An 18,396-nucleotide genomic window follows, 5' to 3' on the forward strand; every position below is an offset into this window, starting at 1 on the left:
GAAATAAAATGACCAAATGAACAAAATGGTCATTCGTAGAGGGAGAGGAGAATATGAAAAGATTTACAACGTTACGGGCGGAATTCGCCTCGCTTTTTCAAAAACGGATGACAGTGATTGCTCTTATTGCGATTATGTTTATTCCCGTTTTGTATGCAGGGACATATTTATATGCATTTAAAGATCCATACGGAAAGCTTGACCATCTGCCGGTGGCGGTTGTGAACCTTGATAAGGGAACAACATATGAAGGGGAAGAGCTGACGATTGGAGCGGACTTTGTTAAGAAATTAAAGGAAAAGGATAGCTTCCAGTGGCACTTCGTTAGTGAAGAGAAGGCTGAGGAAGGACTTAAGGATAATAAATATTATATGGTAATCCGCATTCCGAAGGACTTCTCTGAGAATGCAACAACACTTATGGATGAGCATCCGAAGCATTTAGAATTAGATTATATTCCAAATAAGGCATATAATTTCCTGGCAGCACAAATTGGAAACAGCGCAGTGGAGAAGATGAAGGAAGAGATTTCCGCAACTATTACAGAAACATATGCTGAGGATATGTTTAATTCTATTGCAAATGTATCTGGGGGATTGCAAGAGGCTGGAGACGGGGCAGGCAAGCTTCGTGACGGCGGCAGTGATGCCAAGGATGGAGCAGAGGAGCTTCATACACATTTGCAGGAGCTCGCAGAAAAATCCATCTCGTTTCAAAACGGATTATCCGATGCGAAGAATGGATCTGAGGAGCTTGCGGCAAACTTAAACCTACTAACAGAAAAATCGGGTCAGTTTCAGCAAGGAATGAAGCAAGAAGCGGAAGGTTTGAATACATTAAGCGGCAAACTTGGACAATTGTCTAACGGTTTAGGGCAGCTGCAAGACGGACAAGAGACATTGTATGAAAACGCGTTGAAGCTGCAAAAAGGAACAACTGATGTTTCTAACGGTTTGGGACAGTCTTTTGCTGGGTTAAATGAAATTAATGGTAAGCTTCCTGCATTAAAGACAGGAGCAGATAATCTGGCAGCGGGATCAGCCTCATTAGCAGAGGGCAGCTTAGTTTGGAAGGATAGTACCGAACAAGTGAGTAATGGTGCAAATAGGACAGCAGCAGAAGCAGACCGACTAACGGATGATTTAATGCAGCTGCAAATGCAAGTAGAGGCAATGCCGGAGCCGTACAAAAGCCAACTGCAGCCGACAGTTGAACAGCTGCTTGCTGAGAGCCAAGATGTGAAGGGCGGAACAGCGCAAGTAGCCGAAGGAACAAAGACGCTGGCAGCCAAAGCGGGAGAAATTGCCGAAGGGGCAAACGGACTTGCGGCGGTTGCGAACGATCTGCAAAACGGGCTTGCGCAGCTGCAAGCTGGACTGCAAGCAGTAACCAAGGCGCAGGAACAGCTAGTGACTGGAACATCAGCATTAGTCAATGGTCAAACACAATATGTGAAGGGCTTTGAGCTATTTGGAACAAAATTAGCAGAAGCGGCGAAAGGCTCCTCTCTTTTAGCAACGGGGGCAGCTGATTTGGATCATGGTATGGGACAATTAACATCAGGCTCTGCGCAAATGGAAACAGGTGCCCAAAAATTAGCGGACGGAGCGGCTCAATTAACAGGAGGCGTTGCTCAATTAAAGGATGGCTCTGATAAGCTTGCTGACGGTACGAAGCAGTTAGCGGACGGCTCCGGCAAGCTGACCGACGGCTTAAGTCAAATCACAGACGGAGCAGATGAGCTGTCCACTAAATTGAGCGATGCAGCAAAGGAAACGAGCGCTGCAAGCGGGAGCAAGGAAACATACGAAATGTTTGCTAAGCCTGTGAACCTTGTGACAAAAGACTTCGGAGAAGCCATTAACTATGCAACAGGTGTAGCGCCGTACTTTATGTCCCTTGGCTTATATGTCGGCTCCATTATGCTAACGGTAATTTACCCGTTGCGTGAGGCAGCGGGGATTCCAAAATCCGGATTCTCATGGTTTATCAGCAAATATGCGGTTATTCTTATTATGGGAACCATGCAGTCCTTAATTGTTGATGGTGTTGTCTTGCTCGGTCTTGACATCCATGTAACAAGCGTACCGCACTTTATGCTGTTTACGTTTCTGACAAGCATCACGTTTTTATCACTGGTTCAATTCCTTGTTACAACATTTGGCGATGTCGGACGCTTTGCTGCGATTCTGTTATTAATTATTCAGCTCGTTGCAAGTGCCGGAACGTATCCGGTCGAGCTTATAGCGGATGCGCTGCAGGGATTAGCTCCATACGTGCCGATGACGTATTCGGTTAGCGGATTCCGAGCGATCATTTCGGCTGATAATATTCCGTTTATGTGGGATAACTCCTTTGTATTGGCAGGATGGGCGATTGCTTCTGTAATTGGAACGATCACTTGCTTTACAATACTGCATAGACGATATTTCAAAAAAGTTGTGCAAGCGGATTTGATGCAGGAATAAGAGATTGGAGAGAAAGGTAAGCACACGTATTAGTTGATCTAATATAGCTGCTTACCTTTTTGGTTTTTGAAAGCATATAGAGTAATGCGCTGATGTTTTTGAAGTTCAAATAGGTAACAATTTTGCAAGAAACAGTGCAGCTGCTGCAAATGGAGCTTGTAAAAGAAATCCCAAGCAAAAAAACAAGAAAAATCTCCTTATTGTCAATACATCTTCTCTCAACAGCCGCCTTAAAGCAACCAGAGAATACGGATAGATAACCAAAATAGCTGTAACAAGACCAGGGACATAGCTGCGGAAGAAAAGAAACTGAAGAAAGTGGCCGACGCCATTTGCGAAAAAAATGCCAGGAACTAAAAATGCAAAGAATGTATCAGGCTTCATGCCTAGAAATTGTCTGTTCTTGACAGCCTGCACGCATCCGATGAACGTTAAAGCCCATAAAAGCAGAAAGGCGATAGTGAATTGAAGCGTTGTAACATGAAATGGTATGAGATCTGTATGCTGCCGCAGGAATGGTTCGACGGTGAAAATTTCTTCTAGATCGTGAATGAGGTATAGAATTGGAAACGCCAAAATGAGTGGCTTAAGCTTTACAGTATGATTGGATCGCATTTCTCATCCCCCTATGTGTCTTCTTTCAACAACTAGCACCTTGATTGTAATGGAATGTATAGGTGTTTGGGAAGTTATAAGATTAGGAGAGTTAGGAGAAGGGGGAACTATGTGTCCCCTAATTTGTTATAATTTCAAAATGTATAAATTTCCAGCTGGAAGCAATTCGACGCAGTAGGAAATTTTAGGAATAAAATATCAGTGCAACTATGCTTCTGTCTTCACCTAACGGCTCGCCAATCGGCGAGTTTTCTTTATTTCTGCTTTATTCTTCTTGTTTTTGGAAAGCTTTCTATTGTAGCATTTGTGAAACTGTTTCAAATGTATAGCCCTTTTCTTTCAATCCTTTTGCTACGCCTTCTATAATATAGCTTTGCTCATCTTGAGAGTAATGCCAAATATGAAGCAGGATAATAGAACCAGGCTTTGTATGTTGAAGCACATATTGAACAATCGTTTCTGGACTTTTCGCTGCCTCGGGGTAGGATTCGGGCTCAACATCCCACATAATCGTTTTTCGGTTATGTTGGCTCAGATAATAAGGTAGTCCCAAAATCTTTTTTCCATTTGGGGGACGAAATAAGATTTCACCGTCATAACCGGCTTCTCGAATGAGTTGGTCCGTCTTTTCAATCTCATTTGCAATGAAGGATGAAGATTTGAAAATCATGCGCTGATGAGAATAGGTGTGATTTCCGACCTCATGACCCGCTTGCACTAATTTTTTCGGTGCCTCCGGATAGTTTTCCATGTTTTCTCCAATGAGAAAAAAGGTTGCTTTTATATTTTCTTGCTCTAGCATATGTAGAATGTGATCTGTCTTATCATTCGGGCCGTCATCGAAGGTGAGTGCCACAATTTTTTGATCTGTATCTATGCTGGAGGTAAGCTCTCCAAATAGCTGAAACGTACGGGAATTCATTAGCTTGTACAATCCGCAGGCTGATATTAGCAACACAGATAGAGAGATAAGAAGTATTATTGCTGCTTTTTTCATGTATAAGATGACCTCCTGAGTTGATATATAAGGATATCTCTAGTCCTTTCTTTTTATTGTAGCTTTGTACATTATAGCATACAGCAATCATAGAGGGGCTAAGGTGTGCTCTAGGTATACTTCTTGTACAGAAGTTCAAAAAAATGTCACATTTCCAATGTAACAAAAAATACCTCTTTCCATTGAAAGTTCTTACCGTATCCTATATAATGTAAAAACAGAAAACGCTTTCAGTAAAAGGGGGAGAATGTGGTGTCGACGATCGAGGACGTTGCGAGGTTGGCGGGTCTGTCACGAACGACTGTATCGAGAGTGATTAACAACCATCCATATGTATCTGAGGATAAGAAAAAACGAGTAAAGTTTGCGATGAATACGCTTGGCTTTGTGCCGAATTCCGCTGCGCGCAGATTGCGGAAGCAAAGAACTGAGACAGTTGCCGTACTCGTGCCTCGTGTCACAAATCCCTTTTTCAGTAGATTAATAGAATCATTGGAAATTTTCGCTTCAGAGCATAAGTACAAGCTAATCATTTGTCAAACGAGGTATTTACCTGAAAAGGAATTAGAATATTTGGAGTTATTGTCAACGAAGCAAGTCGATGGTATTATTTTATGTTCGCTGCAAAATGATTGGTCTATTGTGGAGCCGTATTTGCAGCATGGGCCGATTGTAATGTGCAATGAGTATACAGATGAAGCGCATATTCCGATGGTGAAGTTTAATCAAGCGGAAGGTGCATATGCAGCAACGAAGCATTTACTGGAACAGGGACATCGCCGTCTGCTGTTTTGCAGCGGCAGTGATAAGAGTATGGTTGTGCAGCATCGAAAAACAGGTTTTTTACGTGCTGTATCAGAGTATAAAGAGCAGGTGGATTCTGTTGAATTTGTAGAGGACGCTTATAATATGGAGGATGGCCGCAGAGTATTTCGGGATCTTCTTGATGCAAAAGGAAATCCTACTGCTATCTTCGCCGGTGGGGACGAAGTAGCAGCAGGAATTATATTGGAAGCCAAGTGCCATCGGTGGAGCGTTCCCGAGCAGCTTGCTGTTGTCGGCTTTGATAATCAGCTGTTATCAGAAATTATGGAGCCGACAATTACAACAGTATGTCAACCCGTTGATCAGATGGCAAAGAAAGTAATTGAATTAATGATGGAGAAAATTCGAACAAAAAACTATAGAAGACAAGAAGTATACGAGTTTGAATTGGAATTAATGATTAAAGGTTCTACCATGAAACATAGGACTGTATTAGCCTAGCAAATATGCTGGGCTTTTTTTATTCCGCTGTATGTGTACAGTCGTCGCATTTATTTTGATACACTTCGTGCAGCTCCTCAATTTCTCTTCCGCACTCACAGCATTTTTTTGCTGGTAAATTTCTGAAGAATTCCAATGGTTTTTGTAACATGTGTGTTCCCCCTTAATGTTCTTTTGTTATTATCATTGTATTAACACAACTAGAAAAAGTCAACAACTGTTTTATAACAAAATAAAAAATAATGAAAACGCTCAATTTACCGGTTATAGTGGAAGATAGTGATAAAACTAACGAATGGAAAGAATAAGAGAGGGTGAATGGTATGAAAATGACGGTAATTGGATTTTGGGGGGGCTATCCAGAGGGAGGAGAGGCTACTTCCGGTTATTTGTTTGAGCATGATGGCTTTCGTCTTCTTGTTGATTGCGGGAGTGCTGTATTATCACAGCTGCAAAAGTATATAAAGGTTGAAGAACTTGATGCAGTCATTTTGTCTCATTATCATCATGATCATGTGGCAGATATCGGGGTGCTTCAATATGGACGTCTAATTAAGAGCTTAACAGTCGGCAATGTGCCGGAGATGCCAATTTACGGTCATATGTTGGATGAGAGAGGCTTTGCTTCATTAACACATAAGCCATATACGAAGGGTGTAGCATATGATCCAACGAAAACACTTGAAATTGGCCCATTTACGATTTCATTTCTGCAAACGAAGCATCCTGTTCCGTGCTTTGCGATGCGAATCACGGCTGGAGGAAAAACGATTGTGTATACAGCAGATTCGAGCTATGTATCGGAGTTTATGGAGTTTGCAAGGGAGGCGGATTTGTTTATTTGCGAGTGCAATATGTATGCGGACCAGGACGGAACGCAAGCTGGGCACATGAACAGCACGGAAGCGGGGATTATTGCAAAAGAAGCTGCTGTAGGGCAACTGTTATTAACGCACCTTCCTCATGCTGGGAACATTGCTAATTTAGTTCAGCAGGCAAAGGCCATCTTTGACGGACCAGTTGAATTGGCGAGCAGCGGCTATATGTGGGGAGAGTAAAAGAGAGAGATTATATAGGGAGTGGAGTATTTCTATGTTGTATGGCGAAGAACGAAAAATGAAAATTTTTCAATATGTACAAGAAAATTTAAGGGCTTCTGTTCAAGAACTAAGTCAATTTTTTCAAGTATCTGAATCCACAGTTCGCAGGGATTTAACGGAGCTGGAGGAAGAAAAATTATTGAGAAGAACGCATGGAGGAGCTATTGCACTTCAGAACGTCAACTTTGAACCAACTTTTAATGAGAAGGAAGATAAGTTTCAGGAGGAGAAGAAAGCAATCGCAAGAAAAGCGTTGGAATTTATTGAAGAAGGCGATACAATTTTGCTTGATGCTGGAACAACAACCTTCCAGCTTGTAAAGGAGCTGCGGGCTTTTTCGAGGTTAACAGTAGTAACAAATTCGCTTATTTTTGTGCAGGAGTTACAGGATGTGCCCGGAATTGATGTCGTGACAATAGGAGGAAACTTACGAAAAGAGACATGTGCGCTAGTAGGTCCGATTGCCGAAGCTGGATTATCAATGATGAGAGTAGATAAGGCATTTATCGCAACGAATGGGCTTGAAGCCGAAGATGGGTTAACAACTCCTAATCTTATCGAGGCGGGAACGAAACGAAAGATGATTCAAATATCAAAGCAAGTTATCTTGTTGGCAGATCACAGCAAAGCTGGGAAATCGGCCTTTGCAAAATTTGCCGATATTCATGAAGTAGATAAATGTATTATCGATGACGGTGTTCCTGAGTCGTTTGTGGAGAAGCTCAAAGAAACTGGAATTGATGTGTATATTGTTTGTCCGTAGTACATGATAGCTATTTTTAAACCACATAAGGCCGAGTCGGCCTTATGTGGTTTTTTTTTTGTTAAATAAACCAACAATGGAATTAATTATACGTTATGGTAAAAAGTTCATAGAAAATGATTGTAATTTATGAATGTGTAAATTATAATCATAAATAATCATATTTGAGCACCGAGAGAGATTTATATGGTGAAAAATGATTAAAAATGAGCAAAGGAGTGAAAGCGTTACCAGTAAATATCGGGGGTTGAGGAAGAAGAGGCAAGGGGAACTATTAAAAGAAAAAAGGGGAGAAAGAAAAATGAAAAAAGCTATGTACAAAGTGTTGGCACCTTTCATGGTTTTATTGCTGCTTATGATGGCAGCCTGCAGTAATGGAAGCAGTAACACAGCTAGCTCATCCGCTTCAGATTCAAAGGACAAAAAGATTAAAATTGGCCTAACAGTGGGTACATTAAGTAATCCATTCTTTGTTTCTATGTCAAAAGGGGCTAAAGAGGCTGCTAAGGAACTTGGCGGTGAGGCGATTGTTGTAAGCGCTGACTATGATTTATCGAAGCAAATGGCACAAGTGGAAGATTTTATTACGAAAAAGGTAGATATGATTCTTTTAAATGCAGTAGATTCAAAAGGAATTGCAGCTGCTGTACAACAGGCGAAGGCAGCAGGTATTCCGGTTATTGCAGTTGATGTTGGTGCAGACGGCGGAGTAGATGCAACTGTAGCTTCTGATAATTACTTAGCAGGGAAGCTTGCTGGCGAATATCTTCTAAAGCGTTTACAAAACAAAGGGAATATTGCAATTATTGATGGACCTCCAGTAACTGCTGTAACAGATCGTATTAAAGGATTCGAAGATGCGATCAAAGGAACAGATGTGAAAGTTGTAGCAAAGCAAAACGGTGAAGGTAACAGAGAAAAAGCGTTAACAGTAATGGAAAATATTTTGCAAGCGAATTCATCAGGGAAAATTGATGCGGTATTTGCAATTAATGACCCTGAAGCACTTGGAGTAAAGATTGCTGCTGAGCAAGCTAAACGTGATAAGGAGTTCTTTATTGTGGGAGTTGACGGTGCTCCGGAAGCAGTAGACGCTCTTAAGGAGAAAAAGAGCTTTGTGGCAACATCTGCGCAGCATCCTGACGAAATTGTGAAAAAAGCTGTTGATATTGGTATGAAAATTATTAAAGGCGAAAAAGTAGAGTCTGAGATTAAGGTGCCGGTAGAACTAGTCACACAAGATACAGTTGACAGCTATAAAGGCTGGTAAGATCAGGGGGTTGTATTAGCGGTTACCGAGTGTTCGTACTGCAATGATACATAGAAGGAGGGATACTGTGAAACATTCTAAGATGACAGATCGTCCTCTGACGAAAGGTAATTCTATTCTTAAAATGTCGGGTATAAGCAAAGCATTCCCTGGAGTGAAAGCGCTTGATAATGTGCAGCTGGAGCTGTATAAAGGGGAAGTGCATGCGCTTATGGGGGAAAATGGCGCAGGAAAATCTACTTTGATGAAAATTTTATGTGGCGTGTATCAGCCGGATTCCGGAATGATAGAGTATAAGAATCAAAATGTGACATGGAAAGATCCTTTAGAGGCGAAATTGAATGGAATTAGTGTTGTCCATCAGGAATTAAAGTTATCTCCTAACTTAACAATTGCTGAAAACATTTTCATGGGAACCGTTTTGCCGAAAAATAAATTTGGCATGGTGAAATGGGCGGAAGTGTATGAGAAAGCGGCTGTGGTTTTGGAATCTATCGGTTCAACGTTAGATTCCAAAACGCTCGTGTCATCCTTGAGTATTGCAGAGCAGCAGATGGTTGAAATTGCGCGTGCACTGTCGTTTCAAGCGGAAGTATTAATCATGGATGAACCAACAGCAACGCTTACAGATAAAGAAATTGATAAGCTATTTGTTATTATTGATCAGTTAAAAGCCAAAGGTGTCGCGATTGTGTATATTTCGCACAGAATGGATGAGATTTTCAAAATTTCCGACCGCTGTACTGTATTTCGGGATGGCCAATGGGTCAGCAGTATGCCGATTGAAGAGACGAATCCAGATCATTTAGTGAAATTAATGGTAGGACGTGAACCGAAGGATATATTCCAACGAAAACTGAATGGCAGTGTAGAGGTAGCAGAGAAGGTTCCTGTTCTTGAAGTGAAGGGGTTATCTGATAATAAAGTGATAGATAAGATTAACCTGCAGGTATATCCCGGGGAAGTAGTAGGACTTGCCGGGTTAGTCGGGGCGGGACGAACGGAGCTCGTTCGAACCATCTTTGGATCTGTTGCCAATAAATCAGGTGAAATTTGGATTAATGGGAAACAGACAGAAATTGCTTGTCATCGGGATGCAATTGAGAATGGTATTGCTCTTGTACCAGAAAGCAGAAAAGAACAAGGCTTGTTTCTCGATTTGTCTGTTAAGGAAAATATAGCAATGACAATGATGCAAAAGTACAGCAATGCAGGAATTTTAAATTGGAAAGAAATTCATCAAGAGGCAACGGATTATATTCAGAAGTTACGTATTAAAGTTTCATCTCCTGAACAAAAGGTAATCAATTTAAGCGGCGGCAATCAACAAAAGGTTGTGTTGGCGAAATGGCTTCTTATCCAGCCCAAAGTGCTGCTTCTGGATGAGCCGACTCGCGGTGTTGACATAGGGGCCAAAGCTGAGATTTATAAAATTATTGATGAATTGGCGAAGTCGGGAATGGCTATTCTTATGATCTCTTCCGAGCTTCCAGAAATATTGAGTGTAAGTGATCGGGTTCTAGTTATGCATGAAGGAAAAATCAGAGCGAACTTGCCAAGAGCTGAAGCGACGCAGGAAAAAATTATGTATTATGCGACAGGAGAGATAGCATGAAAACAGACATGCCGGTTTTACAGACTAATCGTGCAAAGGGAAAATTAAATGTTAAAGAGCTATGGAATCAGTATAGCACGATCGTGATTCTTGTGTTAATGTGCATTGTTCTGTCAATTCTTACGCCAAATTTTTTAGAAGTGAATAATCTTCTTAATGTATTAAAGCAAATTTCTATTATCGCTATTTTAGCAGCAGGAATGACATTTGTTATTTTGACTGGCGGTATCGACTTATCAGTAGGATCTACGGTTGCATTGTCCGGTGTTATAGCTGTTATGCTTTCTCAGCAGGGAGTCAATGCTATCGTTGCCATGGCAGCCGGTGTGGCAATTGGTGTGGCGGCTGGATTTGTGAATGGCTATTTAACGGCTAAAGTAAAACTTCCGGCATTTATTGTAACGTTAGGAAGCTTTACATATATCAGAGGACTTGCTTACGTAATTAGCGGAGGATATCCAATCGTATTGGCAGATCCGTTATTTAAGTTTTTTGGTGCGGGTGATATTATAGGCATTCCTACACCGATTTTCATTATGGCCTTCATTTATGTAATTACTTTCTTTGTTTTAAAATATACGATGTTTGGACGTCATGTCTATGCTATCGGCGGAAATGAAGAAGCTGCCAGTCTGACTGGGATTAAAGTAGGAGCCACGCTCATTAAGGTATATGTAATCAGCGGTCTTTTATCAGGGCTTGCGGGTGTAGTACTGGCGGGCAGACTGTACTCCGGGCAGCCAACAGCCGGTAATGGTTTCGAGCTTGATGCGATTGCCGCTGTTATTCTCGGCGGAACGAGCTTTACCGGCGGGGTTGGAACCATTCGCGGAACGATTATCGGAGCACTGATTATGGGAGTCCTTAGTAACGGGCTTACTTTGCTGAATGTGAGCTACTATTGGCAGCTTGTCATTAAAGGGGCAGTTATCATTCTAGCTGTTTTGTTAGATCGTCTGCGTACGAAATAATCAGCTCTAAAGTACAATGTCGATTGTTTGAGAGGTAGAAAAGGCTAACGAAAACAAGCATGCCTATAAGAGGAAATGCGAAATGGACTGTCACACAAACCTTTGATTTTGCTAGGTTTTGCATGGCAGTCCATTTTTCTTCTAAATCGTGGTGCAAAATATTCCTCTTGCATTAGTTATTTTCTTCCAAGTATAATAGATTTAGAATTTTTTGAATTGTTCAAAAAGGAGGAGCTTATTGTGAATCTCGTTCAATCGTTACTACAGACGGCAAAAACAAAGGGTGAGAAAACGGCTTACATATTTCAGGATGAGAAAACGTCCTATGCAGAGCTAGCCGCTGCAGTTGAGAGATTTGCAAGCGGTTTATCAAAGCTCGGCGTGAAGCAGGGGGATCATGTTGCGCTTATTGTCGGCAATTCTCCACATTTTATTATCGGTTTGTATGGAGCGATGCGCATCGGTGCAACCGTTATCCCTATCAATCCAATTTATACGGCAGGTGAAATACAGTATATTCTGCACAATGGTGACGTAAAGGCTATTATTATGCTAGATTTGCTCCTCCCAACCATTCATACCATTTTTCCAACACTTCCTTCCTTGGAACAAATTATCATTTGTCCAACCTCCGCAAATCAAGAGATTGCTTATACCGAGAAAATGAAACCGTTTTCAAATATATTGCAATTAGGTGATGCTCCGACCGCAATGCCAAGCCTCGAAGATGATGATACAGCGGTTATTTTGTATACTTCTGGTACGACGGGCAAGCCAAAGGGAGCTATGCTGACACACAGAAATCTATACAGCAATGCAAAGGATACGACTACCTATTTGCGCTATACAGAGAATGATAAAGTAATAGCGGCTTTGCCAATGTTCCATGTATTTTGTTTAACGGTTGTGCTCAATGCGCCAATTGTAAGTGGTGCGACTATGCTGATTGTCCAAAGGTTCAGCCCGGCAGAGGTATTCCGTATTGCCAGAGAATATGAAGCAACTGTATTTGCCGGTGTGCCGACTATGTATAATTTTCTCTACCAGTATCCTGAAGGAAATGCTGAAGACTTACAAACGCTTCGTCTTTGTGCTTCTGGGGGAGCCTCGATGCCATTGGCGCTGCTTGAAAACTTTGAAAAGAAGTTTAATGTAATGATTTCAGAGGGGTATGGTCTATCGGAAGCGTCACCAGTCACATGCTTTAATCCGCTTGATCGTCCTCGTAAGCCGGGATCAATTGGGACAAACATTTCCAACGTGGAAAACAAGGTAGTGAATGAACTGGGAGAAGAAGTGCCCCCGGGGGAGATAGGTGAGCTTATTGTCCGTGGTTCAAATGTTATGAAGGGCTATTACAAAATGCCGGAGGACACAGCGGCGACTATCCGAAATGGCTGGCTGTATACGGGAGATTTGGCACGCATGGATAACGACGGCTATTTCTATATTGTGGATCGGAAAAAGGATACAATTATTGTTGGAGGCTATAATGTCTATCCTCGCGAAGTGGAGGAGGTATTATACGCTCATTCTTCCATTACGGAAGCAGTTGTGATCGGCATACCTGATGAGGAGCAGGGAGAAGTTGTGAAGGCGTTTGTTGTACGGAAGGATACAGCTATTACTGAAGAAGAGCTAATTCAATATTGCTTGATTCACCTGGCGAAATACAAGGTCCCAGCTTCCATTGAATTTTTAGAGGAGCTGCCAAAAAATACGACGGGCAAGATTTTGCGAAGAGCGTTGAGGCAACAGTTTATGAAGGCGTAAGGAAAAGCAAGGCCGACTCCGGCCTTGCTTTTGCGCTTTCTCCACACCATACATAGTTGTGATTGTAATAGCTTTTAGGCCTCAAGGAGCAAATTATATTACCACGACTTCCCGTTTACCAGTAAGGGAGAGTAAATAGTGAAATACATCCTTCCCATATGCTTCGTACATTGCTTCAATGTTTGTCATTCTCCCCCTCCCTTCATGTATATCAACGGATAAAAATAAAAAAAGTTTCAACGAAATTAAAAATAATATAAAAAAACCGGACACATCTCATCCAGCTTATATCGTACCTTCAATTTTCTTCAACACTTTTTCTCTATTAAACTCTTTTTCACCCATACCAAATACTTCAATTAAGCAATTCTTTTTGCCTAGCAAGTATGTGTTATACTTTCCGTCGCCAGGATCATGGTATAGGAAGCTCCCACATCATGTTTCGATATTTAGTGAAATAAAAAATACTGCGCCGATTGTAGATGCTAAAAGAACGACAAGGGTTATGTACAGCTTTTTGATATGCCATCTCCTCCGATCTTTATCTTACAAGAGATGAAGAAGAAATAGAAAAGAGGAGATTGAAGATTGCGTGAACAATCTGGCATTGCTTGTTCTAATTTTCTTGCTGCGCGCTACAATAATAGTACGTGCACTAGTTTGTACATCAAAGGGAGGGGAACAGATGCGCAAAGCGGTGAGTTGGTCTCTTTTTATGTATGTATGTTTCGGGCTATTTATATATTGGTATTTGTTTTATGGAACAAGCACAGCTATTCCAGAAGCATATAAAGGAACAAGCGCTGATCCAGCAACGTTTATGAATGCCCGAGAGCTTATGCTAAGTGAGGAGTTTTCTCGAACGAAATATTTGCTGTTCTTTTTGTCGACGCCGTTTGAATGGCTCGTTTTATTCCTTATTCTTGTTCTTGGTATCTCCAAACGATTTGAGAATTGGTCTAAACAGATTACAAAGCTGCGCATTGGGCAGGCTGCTATTTATTTCTTTTACTTATCACTGTTAACGACAGCTTTGGCGCTTCCGTTTAAATGGATGGGCTATCAGGTGTCAAAGTCGTATGGCATCTCAACACAAACACCTGCAAGCTGGATGAAGGATATTGTAATTGATTTTTGGGTCAGCTTCGGTATTATGCTGCTTGTTGTTACTACTCTGCTTTGGCTGATCCGAAAAAACGAAAAAAGATGGTGGTTCTATGCTTGGGCTTTGTCTGTACCGTTTACAATTTTTCTAACGTTTATCCAGCCTGTTGTGTTGGACCCGCTTTATAATGACTTCCAGCCGCTGCAGAACCAGGAATTGAAGCAGAAAATTTTATCTCTCGCCAGTGAAGCAGACATTCCTGCTGATAATGTGTATGAAGTAAATATGTCCGAAAAAACGAAGTCTTTAAACGCATATGTAACAGGTATCGGATCGAATTCCCGTATTGTACTATGGGATACGACTCTTAAGCAGTTAGGCGAGAACGAGATTTTATTTATTATGGCTCATGAAATGGCGCATTACGTGAAAAAGCATATTTATTGGGCTGTAGCCAGCTCTATCGCCGTATCCTTTGTTGGATTATATCTCATCAACCGCATCTTGCAGTTTATGATTGCAAAGTGGGGAGGCGTACTGAACATTCGAACCCTTGCCAGCTTTTCGGTGCTTCCATTATTTTTCCTTATCTCCTCAGTGCTTTCCTTTGCATTCAGTCCGGTGGAAAATTACGTATCTCGTATAGAGGAACGAGTATCTGATCGGTACGCAATGGAAATGACGGAGGATAGTGAAGCGGCTGTGAAGACCTTTCAAGACCTTTCCAAAACAAGCTTAAGTCAGGTAAATCCACCGGAGCTTGTAAAGCTTTTCTTATATACACATCCAACGATGCTTGAGAGGATTACTTATTTGGAAGAGTATGGAAAAGATAAAGAGAGAAAGGAATTTTGATTGGAGTATATAAGTTTTCGGAAATTTTCCTTCGTGTATGGGAGCTGGAACAGTTAATTGTTATCCAACAATGACCTGAAAAAGGGGGGGGCATATTCCCTTTTCGGGTCACTTTTGTTTTTAGGGGGAAAGAGTATAGAATGCAGCAGATAAGCAGGGGTGTTCTAATTCTTATTCTGTGTTAATACAGATGTTGGTGTTCTCTTCTCTAAAGTGACCTTTCTCTCTTGCTTTAGGCTTATTTTTCCTTGATTTTCAACTTTTACATAAAAAATTACCGAAAATTTCAAAAAATATCTTCCATTTCCGGGAATCTGTTATATAATATAAAACAGGTAAAGGGAATATGTTATAAAACAGATGTGTTATAATACAGTCGGTATGGAAAGGAGTTGGTTATATGCCAACACAAACGTCTGGGGTTACAATTACTGAAGACACAGCAGCTGCCGTTTCCGAAATTTTAACACCTGAAGCACTAACGTTTATTAAGTCTCTGCATGTGAGATTTAATGAACGGAGAAAAGAATTACTTGCGCTTCGCAAAGAAAAACAGGAGCGAATCCATAATGGGGAGCTTCCTAGGTTTTTGAAGGAAACAGAGCACATACGAAACAGTGATTGGACAATCGCGCCATTGCCAGCGGATCTGCAAGACCGCCGTGTAGAAATTACCGGTCCGGTTGATCGTAAAATGGTCATCAATGCTTTAAACTCAGGCGCAAAAATGTTTATGGCGGATTTTGAAGACGCTAACTCTCCTACATGGCACAACAACCTCGAAGGCCAAATCAACTTACGCGATGCCGTCAATCGAACAATCTCACTCAGCCACCCAAATGGAAAGAAATATAAGCTTAACGAAACAACAGCTGTTCTTCTTGTAAGACCAAGAGGATGGCATTTAAACGAGAAACATATTCTCATAGACGGGGAAGAAATCTCAGGAAGTTTGTTCGACTTCGGATTATATTTCTTCCATAATGCGAAGAACTTGCTTGAAAGAGGCAGCGGTCCGTATTTTTATCTTCCAAAGCTGCAAAGCCATCTAGAAGCAAGACTTTGGAATGATGTGTTTGTCTATTCGCAAGAGTACATCGGTATTCCGAACGGTACGATTAAAGCAACTGTACTTATAGAGACCATTCATGCTGCATTTGAAATGGATGAAATTCTGTACGAGCTGCGTGATCATTCTGCAGGACTAAATTGCGGCAGATGGGATTATATTTTCAGCTTCTTGAAAACATTTCGCAAGCTGCCACAGTTCCTGATTCCAGACAGAGCTCAGGTGACAATGACAGTTCCATTTATGAAAGCATATTGTCTAAAGGTGATTCAAACTTGTCATCGCCGCAATGCACCAGCGATGGGAGGCATGGCAGCACAAATTCCGATTAAGAATGATCCTGCGGCGAATGAGCAAGCGTTCCAAAAGGTGCGTGCCGATAAAGAACGCGAGGCTGCGGAGGGGCATGATGGGACATGGGTTGCCCATCCGGGACTTGTACCGGTGGCGCTTGAAGTATTTAACCGGATTATGACAACGCCAAACCAAATTCATGTAAAACGCGATGATGTTCATGTGACAGAGGAGCAGCTAATCGAGGTGCCTGTTGGAACGATTACAGAACAAGGATTGCGTACCAATATTAATGTCGGGATTCAATATATTGCATCATGGCTATGCGGTAGAGGTGCTGCACCCATTCATAACTTGATGGAGGATGCTGCGACAGCAGAAATTTCCCGGGCTCAGGTATGGCAATGGGTACGCCATGAAGATGGCAAGCTTGAAGATGGTACACAAATTACATTGGAACTTGTAGAGCAGCTGCAGGAGGAAGAAATGCGGAAAATTCAGCAGGAGATCGGAAGCGGCAATTTTGCGAACGGACGCTTCGAGGAGGCGGCAGAGCTATTCGCGAAACTCGTGCGTGACGATGAATTCGTAGACTTCTTAACGCTGCCGGCTTACGACATTCTATAAGAAAGCCATTTACGAACAATTAATCTTTTAAACTATTAAAGGGGATGAATGATAATGAAACATGCAAGAATTCAACAATTACAAGAAAGCTGGGAAATGGACTCTCGTTGGAAAGGCATTACACGCCCATATACTGCTGAAGATGTAATTCGCCTGCGCGGTTCCATCGATATTGAGTACACGCTTGCTCGACGCGGTGCAGAAAAGCTTTGGAGAGGCCTTCATACAGAGGATTACATCAATGCCCTCGGTGCACTAACTGGTAACCAAGCGATGCAGCAAGTAAAGGCTGGTTTGAAAGCAATTTATTTGAGTGGTTGGCAGGTAGCTGCAGATGCCAATCTTGCTGGTCAAATGTATCCAGATCAAAGCTTATATCCGGCAAACAGCGTTCCAGCTGTCGTAAAACGTATTAACCAGACGCTTCAGCGCGCTGACCAAATTCAGCACATGGAGGGAAACGGCGAGATTGACTACTTCGTACCAATTGTAGCTGACGCAGAAGCCGGCTTTGGAGGTCAACTAAACGTCTTTGAGCTGATGAAGGGCATGATCGAAGCGGGCGCTGCCGGTGTACATTTTGAAGACCAATTATCCTCGGAGAAAAAATGCGGTCATTTGGGCGGAAAAGTGTTACTTCCGACGCAAACAGCAGTACGTAATTTAATCTCTGCACGCCTTGCAGCCGATGTGATGGGCGTTCCAACAATTATCATTGCCCGTACAGATGCTGACGCAGCGGATCTAATCACAAGTGATATCGACGACAACGACAAGCCGTTCATTACAGGTGAAAGAACAACAGAAGGCTTCTTCCGTACTCGTGCAGGTCTCGATCAAGCGATTGCTCGCGGTCTTGCCTATGCGCCATATGCCGATCTTATTTGGTGTGAAACATCCGAGCCGAATTTAGAGGATGCGAAGCGCTTTGCAGATGCTATTCACGCGAAATTCCCAGGTAAGCTATTAGCGTATAACTGTTCGCCTTCCTTCAACTGGAAGAAGAAATTGGATGATGAAACAATCGCGAACTTCCAGCGCGAAATTGCGACATACGGATACAAATTCCAATTCGTAACATTAGCTGGCTTCCACTCCCTAAACTACGGTATGTTTGAATTGGCGCGCGGCTATAAGGAGCGCGGTATGGCAGCATACTCCGAGCTGCAGCAGGCTGAATTTGCTGCTGAAGAATATGGCTACAGCGCAACCCGCCACCAGCGTGAGGTTGGAACAGGCTACTTTGACCAAGTAGCACAGGTAATTACAGGCGGAACATCCTCAACAACGGCATTAAAGGGATCTACAGAGGAAGAGCAGTTTGCGAAATAAAGAAAGCGATGAGCCCCTTCTGAGGAAGGGGTTTTTTCTATAAATCTAGGCAAACATTAGCATTGGAAGTATCATTTCAGGGTATAAAATAATCTTCTTTAGATACGTATTTAAGAACATTTTTTGCTAAACCACCATTTTTTAGTGATTTGGAGGGTAGCTATCAGTTGTCATTTTTATATAGATGTATTTCAAGAGTAGCCTCTGGCTGCTCCTTTTGTTTAAAAGGGGTGATAAAAATATGTGACCAAATTCAGAAGCCGGCCATTGGTGGTG

The 18,396-nt window shown here is 42.0% G+C and carries 14 protein-coding genes; 11 read left to right on the plus strand and 3 right to left on the minus strand.

The window, feature by feature from the left end; translation table 11 throughout:
- Positions 1–53 precede the first annotated feature (53 nt).
- The gene (locus AC6HZ4_RS05480) at positions 54–2,468 is read left to right on the plus strand and encodes a YhgE/Pip family protein (RefSeq protein ID WP_497493972.1); all 2,415 of its coding nucleotides are present in this window, start codon (positions 54–56) and stop codon (positions 2,466–2,468) included.
- A 105-nt stretch (positions 2,469–2,573) separates the two neighbouring features.
- Here the strand turns inward: AC6HZ4_RS05480 and AC6HZ4_RS05485 are convergent, their stop codons facing one another.
- Positions 2,574–3,083 carry an HXXEE domain-containing protein gene (locus tag AC6HZ4_RS05485; protein WP_497493973.1) on the minus strand — a complete coding sequence of 170 codons (510 nt, stop codon included), beginning with the start codon at positions 3,081–3,083 and terminating at the stop codon, positions 2,574–2,576.
- A 292-nt stretch (positions 3,084–3,375) separates the two neighbouring features.
- Positions 3,376–4,080, minus strand: a complete 705-nt coding sequence (locus AC6HZ4_RS05490) for a polysaccharide deacetylase family protein (RefSeq protein ID WP_497493974.1) — start codon at positions 4,078–4,080, stop codon at positions 3,376–3,378.
- A gap of 252 nt (positions 4,081–4,332) precedes the next feature.
- Between AC6HZ4_RS05490 and AC6HZ4_RS05495 the strand changes: the two genes are divergently transcribed.
- Positions 4,333–5,346 (plus strand): LacI family DNA-binding transcriptional regulator, encoded by a 1,014-nt coding sequence (locus AC6HZ4_RS05495; RefSeq protein WP_497493975.1) that lies wholly within the window; start codon positions 4,333–4,335, stop codon positions 5,344–5,346.
- Between the two features lie 19 nt (positions 5,347–5,365).
- Here AC6HZ4_RS05495 and yhfH read toward each other — a convergent pair whose 3' ends face one another.
- Positions 5,366–5,497: a protein YhfH gene (gene yhfH / locus AC6HZ4_RS05500; protein ID WP_497493976.1), complete on the minus strand. Its 132-nt coding sequence runs from the start codon at positions 5,495–5,497 to the stop codon at positions 5,366–5,368.
- Positions 5,498–5,669: 172 nt separating this feature from the next.
- Here yhfH and AC6HZ4_RS05505 point away from each other — a divergent pair, with 172 nt between their 5' ends.
- The 9 genes from AC6HZ4_RS05505 to aceA all read left to right on the plus strand — a co-directional run bounded on the left by AC6HZ4_RS05505 (position 5,670) and on the right by aceA (position 18,120).
- A complete protein-coding gene (locus AC6HZ4_RS05505; RefSeq protein ID WP_497493977.1) occupies positions 5,670–6,404 on the plus strand; it encodes an MBL fold metallo-hydrolase in 735 nt (244 codons plus the stop codon).
- A gap of 34 nt (positions 6,405–6,438) precedes the next feature.
- Positions 6,439–7,209 (plus strand): DeoR/GlpR family DNA-binding transcription regulator, encoded by a 771-nt coding sequence (locus AC6HZ4_RS05510; RefSeq protein ID WP_497493978.1) that lies wholly within the window; start codon positions 6,439–6,441, stop codon positions 7,207–7,209.
- Positions 7,210–7,510: 301 nt separating this feature from the next.
- Positions 7,511–8,479: an ABC transporter substrate-binding protein gene (locus AC6HZ4_RS05515; protein ID WP_497493979.1), complete on the plus strand. Its 969-nt coding sequence runs from the start codon at positions 7,511–7,513 to the stop codon at positions 8,477–8,479.
- 67 nt (positions 8,480–8,546) lie between these two features.
- Positions 8,547–10,094, plus strand: coding sequence for a sugar ABC transporter ATP-binding protein (locus AC6HZ4_RS05520; protein ID WP_497493980.1), 1,548 nt, complete (start codon positions 8,547–8,549; stop codon positions 10,092–10,094).
- Positions 10,091–11,065, plus strand: a complete 975-nt coding sequence (locus AC6HZ4_RS05525; RefSeq protein WP_497493981.1) for an ABC transporter permease — start codon at positions 10,091–10,093, stop codon at positions 11,063–11,065. Before AC6HZ4_RS05520 ends, AC6HZ4_RS05525 begins: the two co-directional genes overlap by 4 nt.
- Before the next feature lie 240 nt (positions 11,066–11,305).
- Positions 11,306–12,838, plus strand: a complete 1,533-nt coding sequence (locus tag AC6HZ4_RS05530) for a fatty acid--CoA ligase family protein (protein ID WP_497493982.1) — start codon at positions 11,306–11,308, stop codon at positions 12,836–12,838.
- 685 nt (positions 12,839–13,523) lie between these two features.
- Complete coding sequence (locus AC6HZ4_RS05535; protein WP_497493983.1) at positions 13,524–14,798, plus strand: M48 family metallopeptidase; 1,275 nt, start codon at positions 13,524–13,526, stop codon at positions 14,796–14,798.
- Between the two features lie 400 nt (positions 14,799–15,198).
- Positions 15,199–16,788, plus strand: coding sequence for a malate synthase A (aceB, locus tag AC6HZ4_RS05540; RefSeq protein WP_497493984.1), 1,590 nt, complete (start codon positions 15,199–15,201; stop codon positions 16,786–16,788).
- 54 nt (positions 16,789–16,842) lie between these two features.
- On the plus strand, positions 16,843–18,120 hold the full coding sequence (gene aceA / locus AC6HZ4_RS05545) for an isocitrate lyase (protein ID WP_497493985.1): 1,278 nt from the start codon (positions 16,843–16,845) through the stop codon (positions 18,118–18,120).
- The last annotated feature ends 276 nt before the right edge of the window (positions 18,121–18,396 follow it).

This window comes from Ectobacillus sp. OTK, assembly GCF_059698935.1.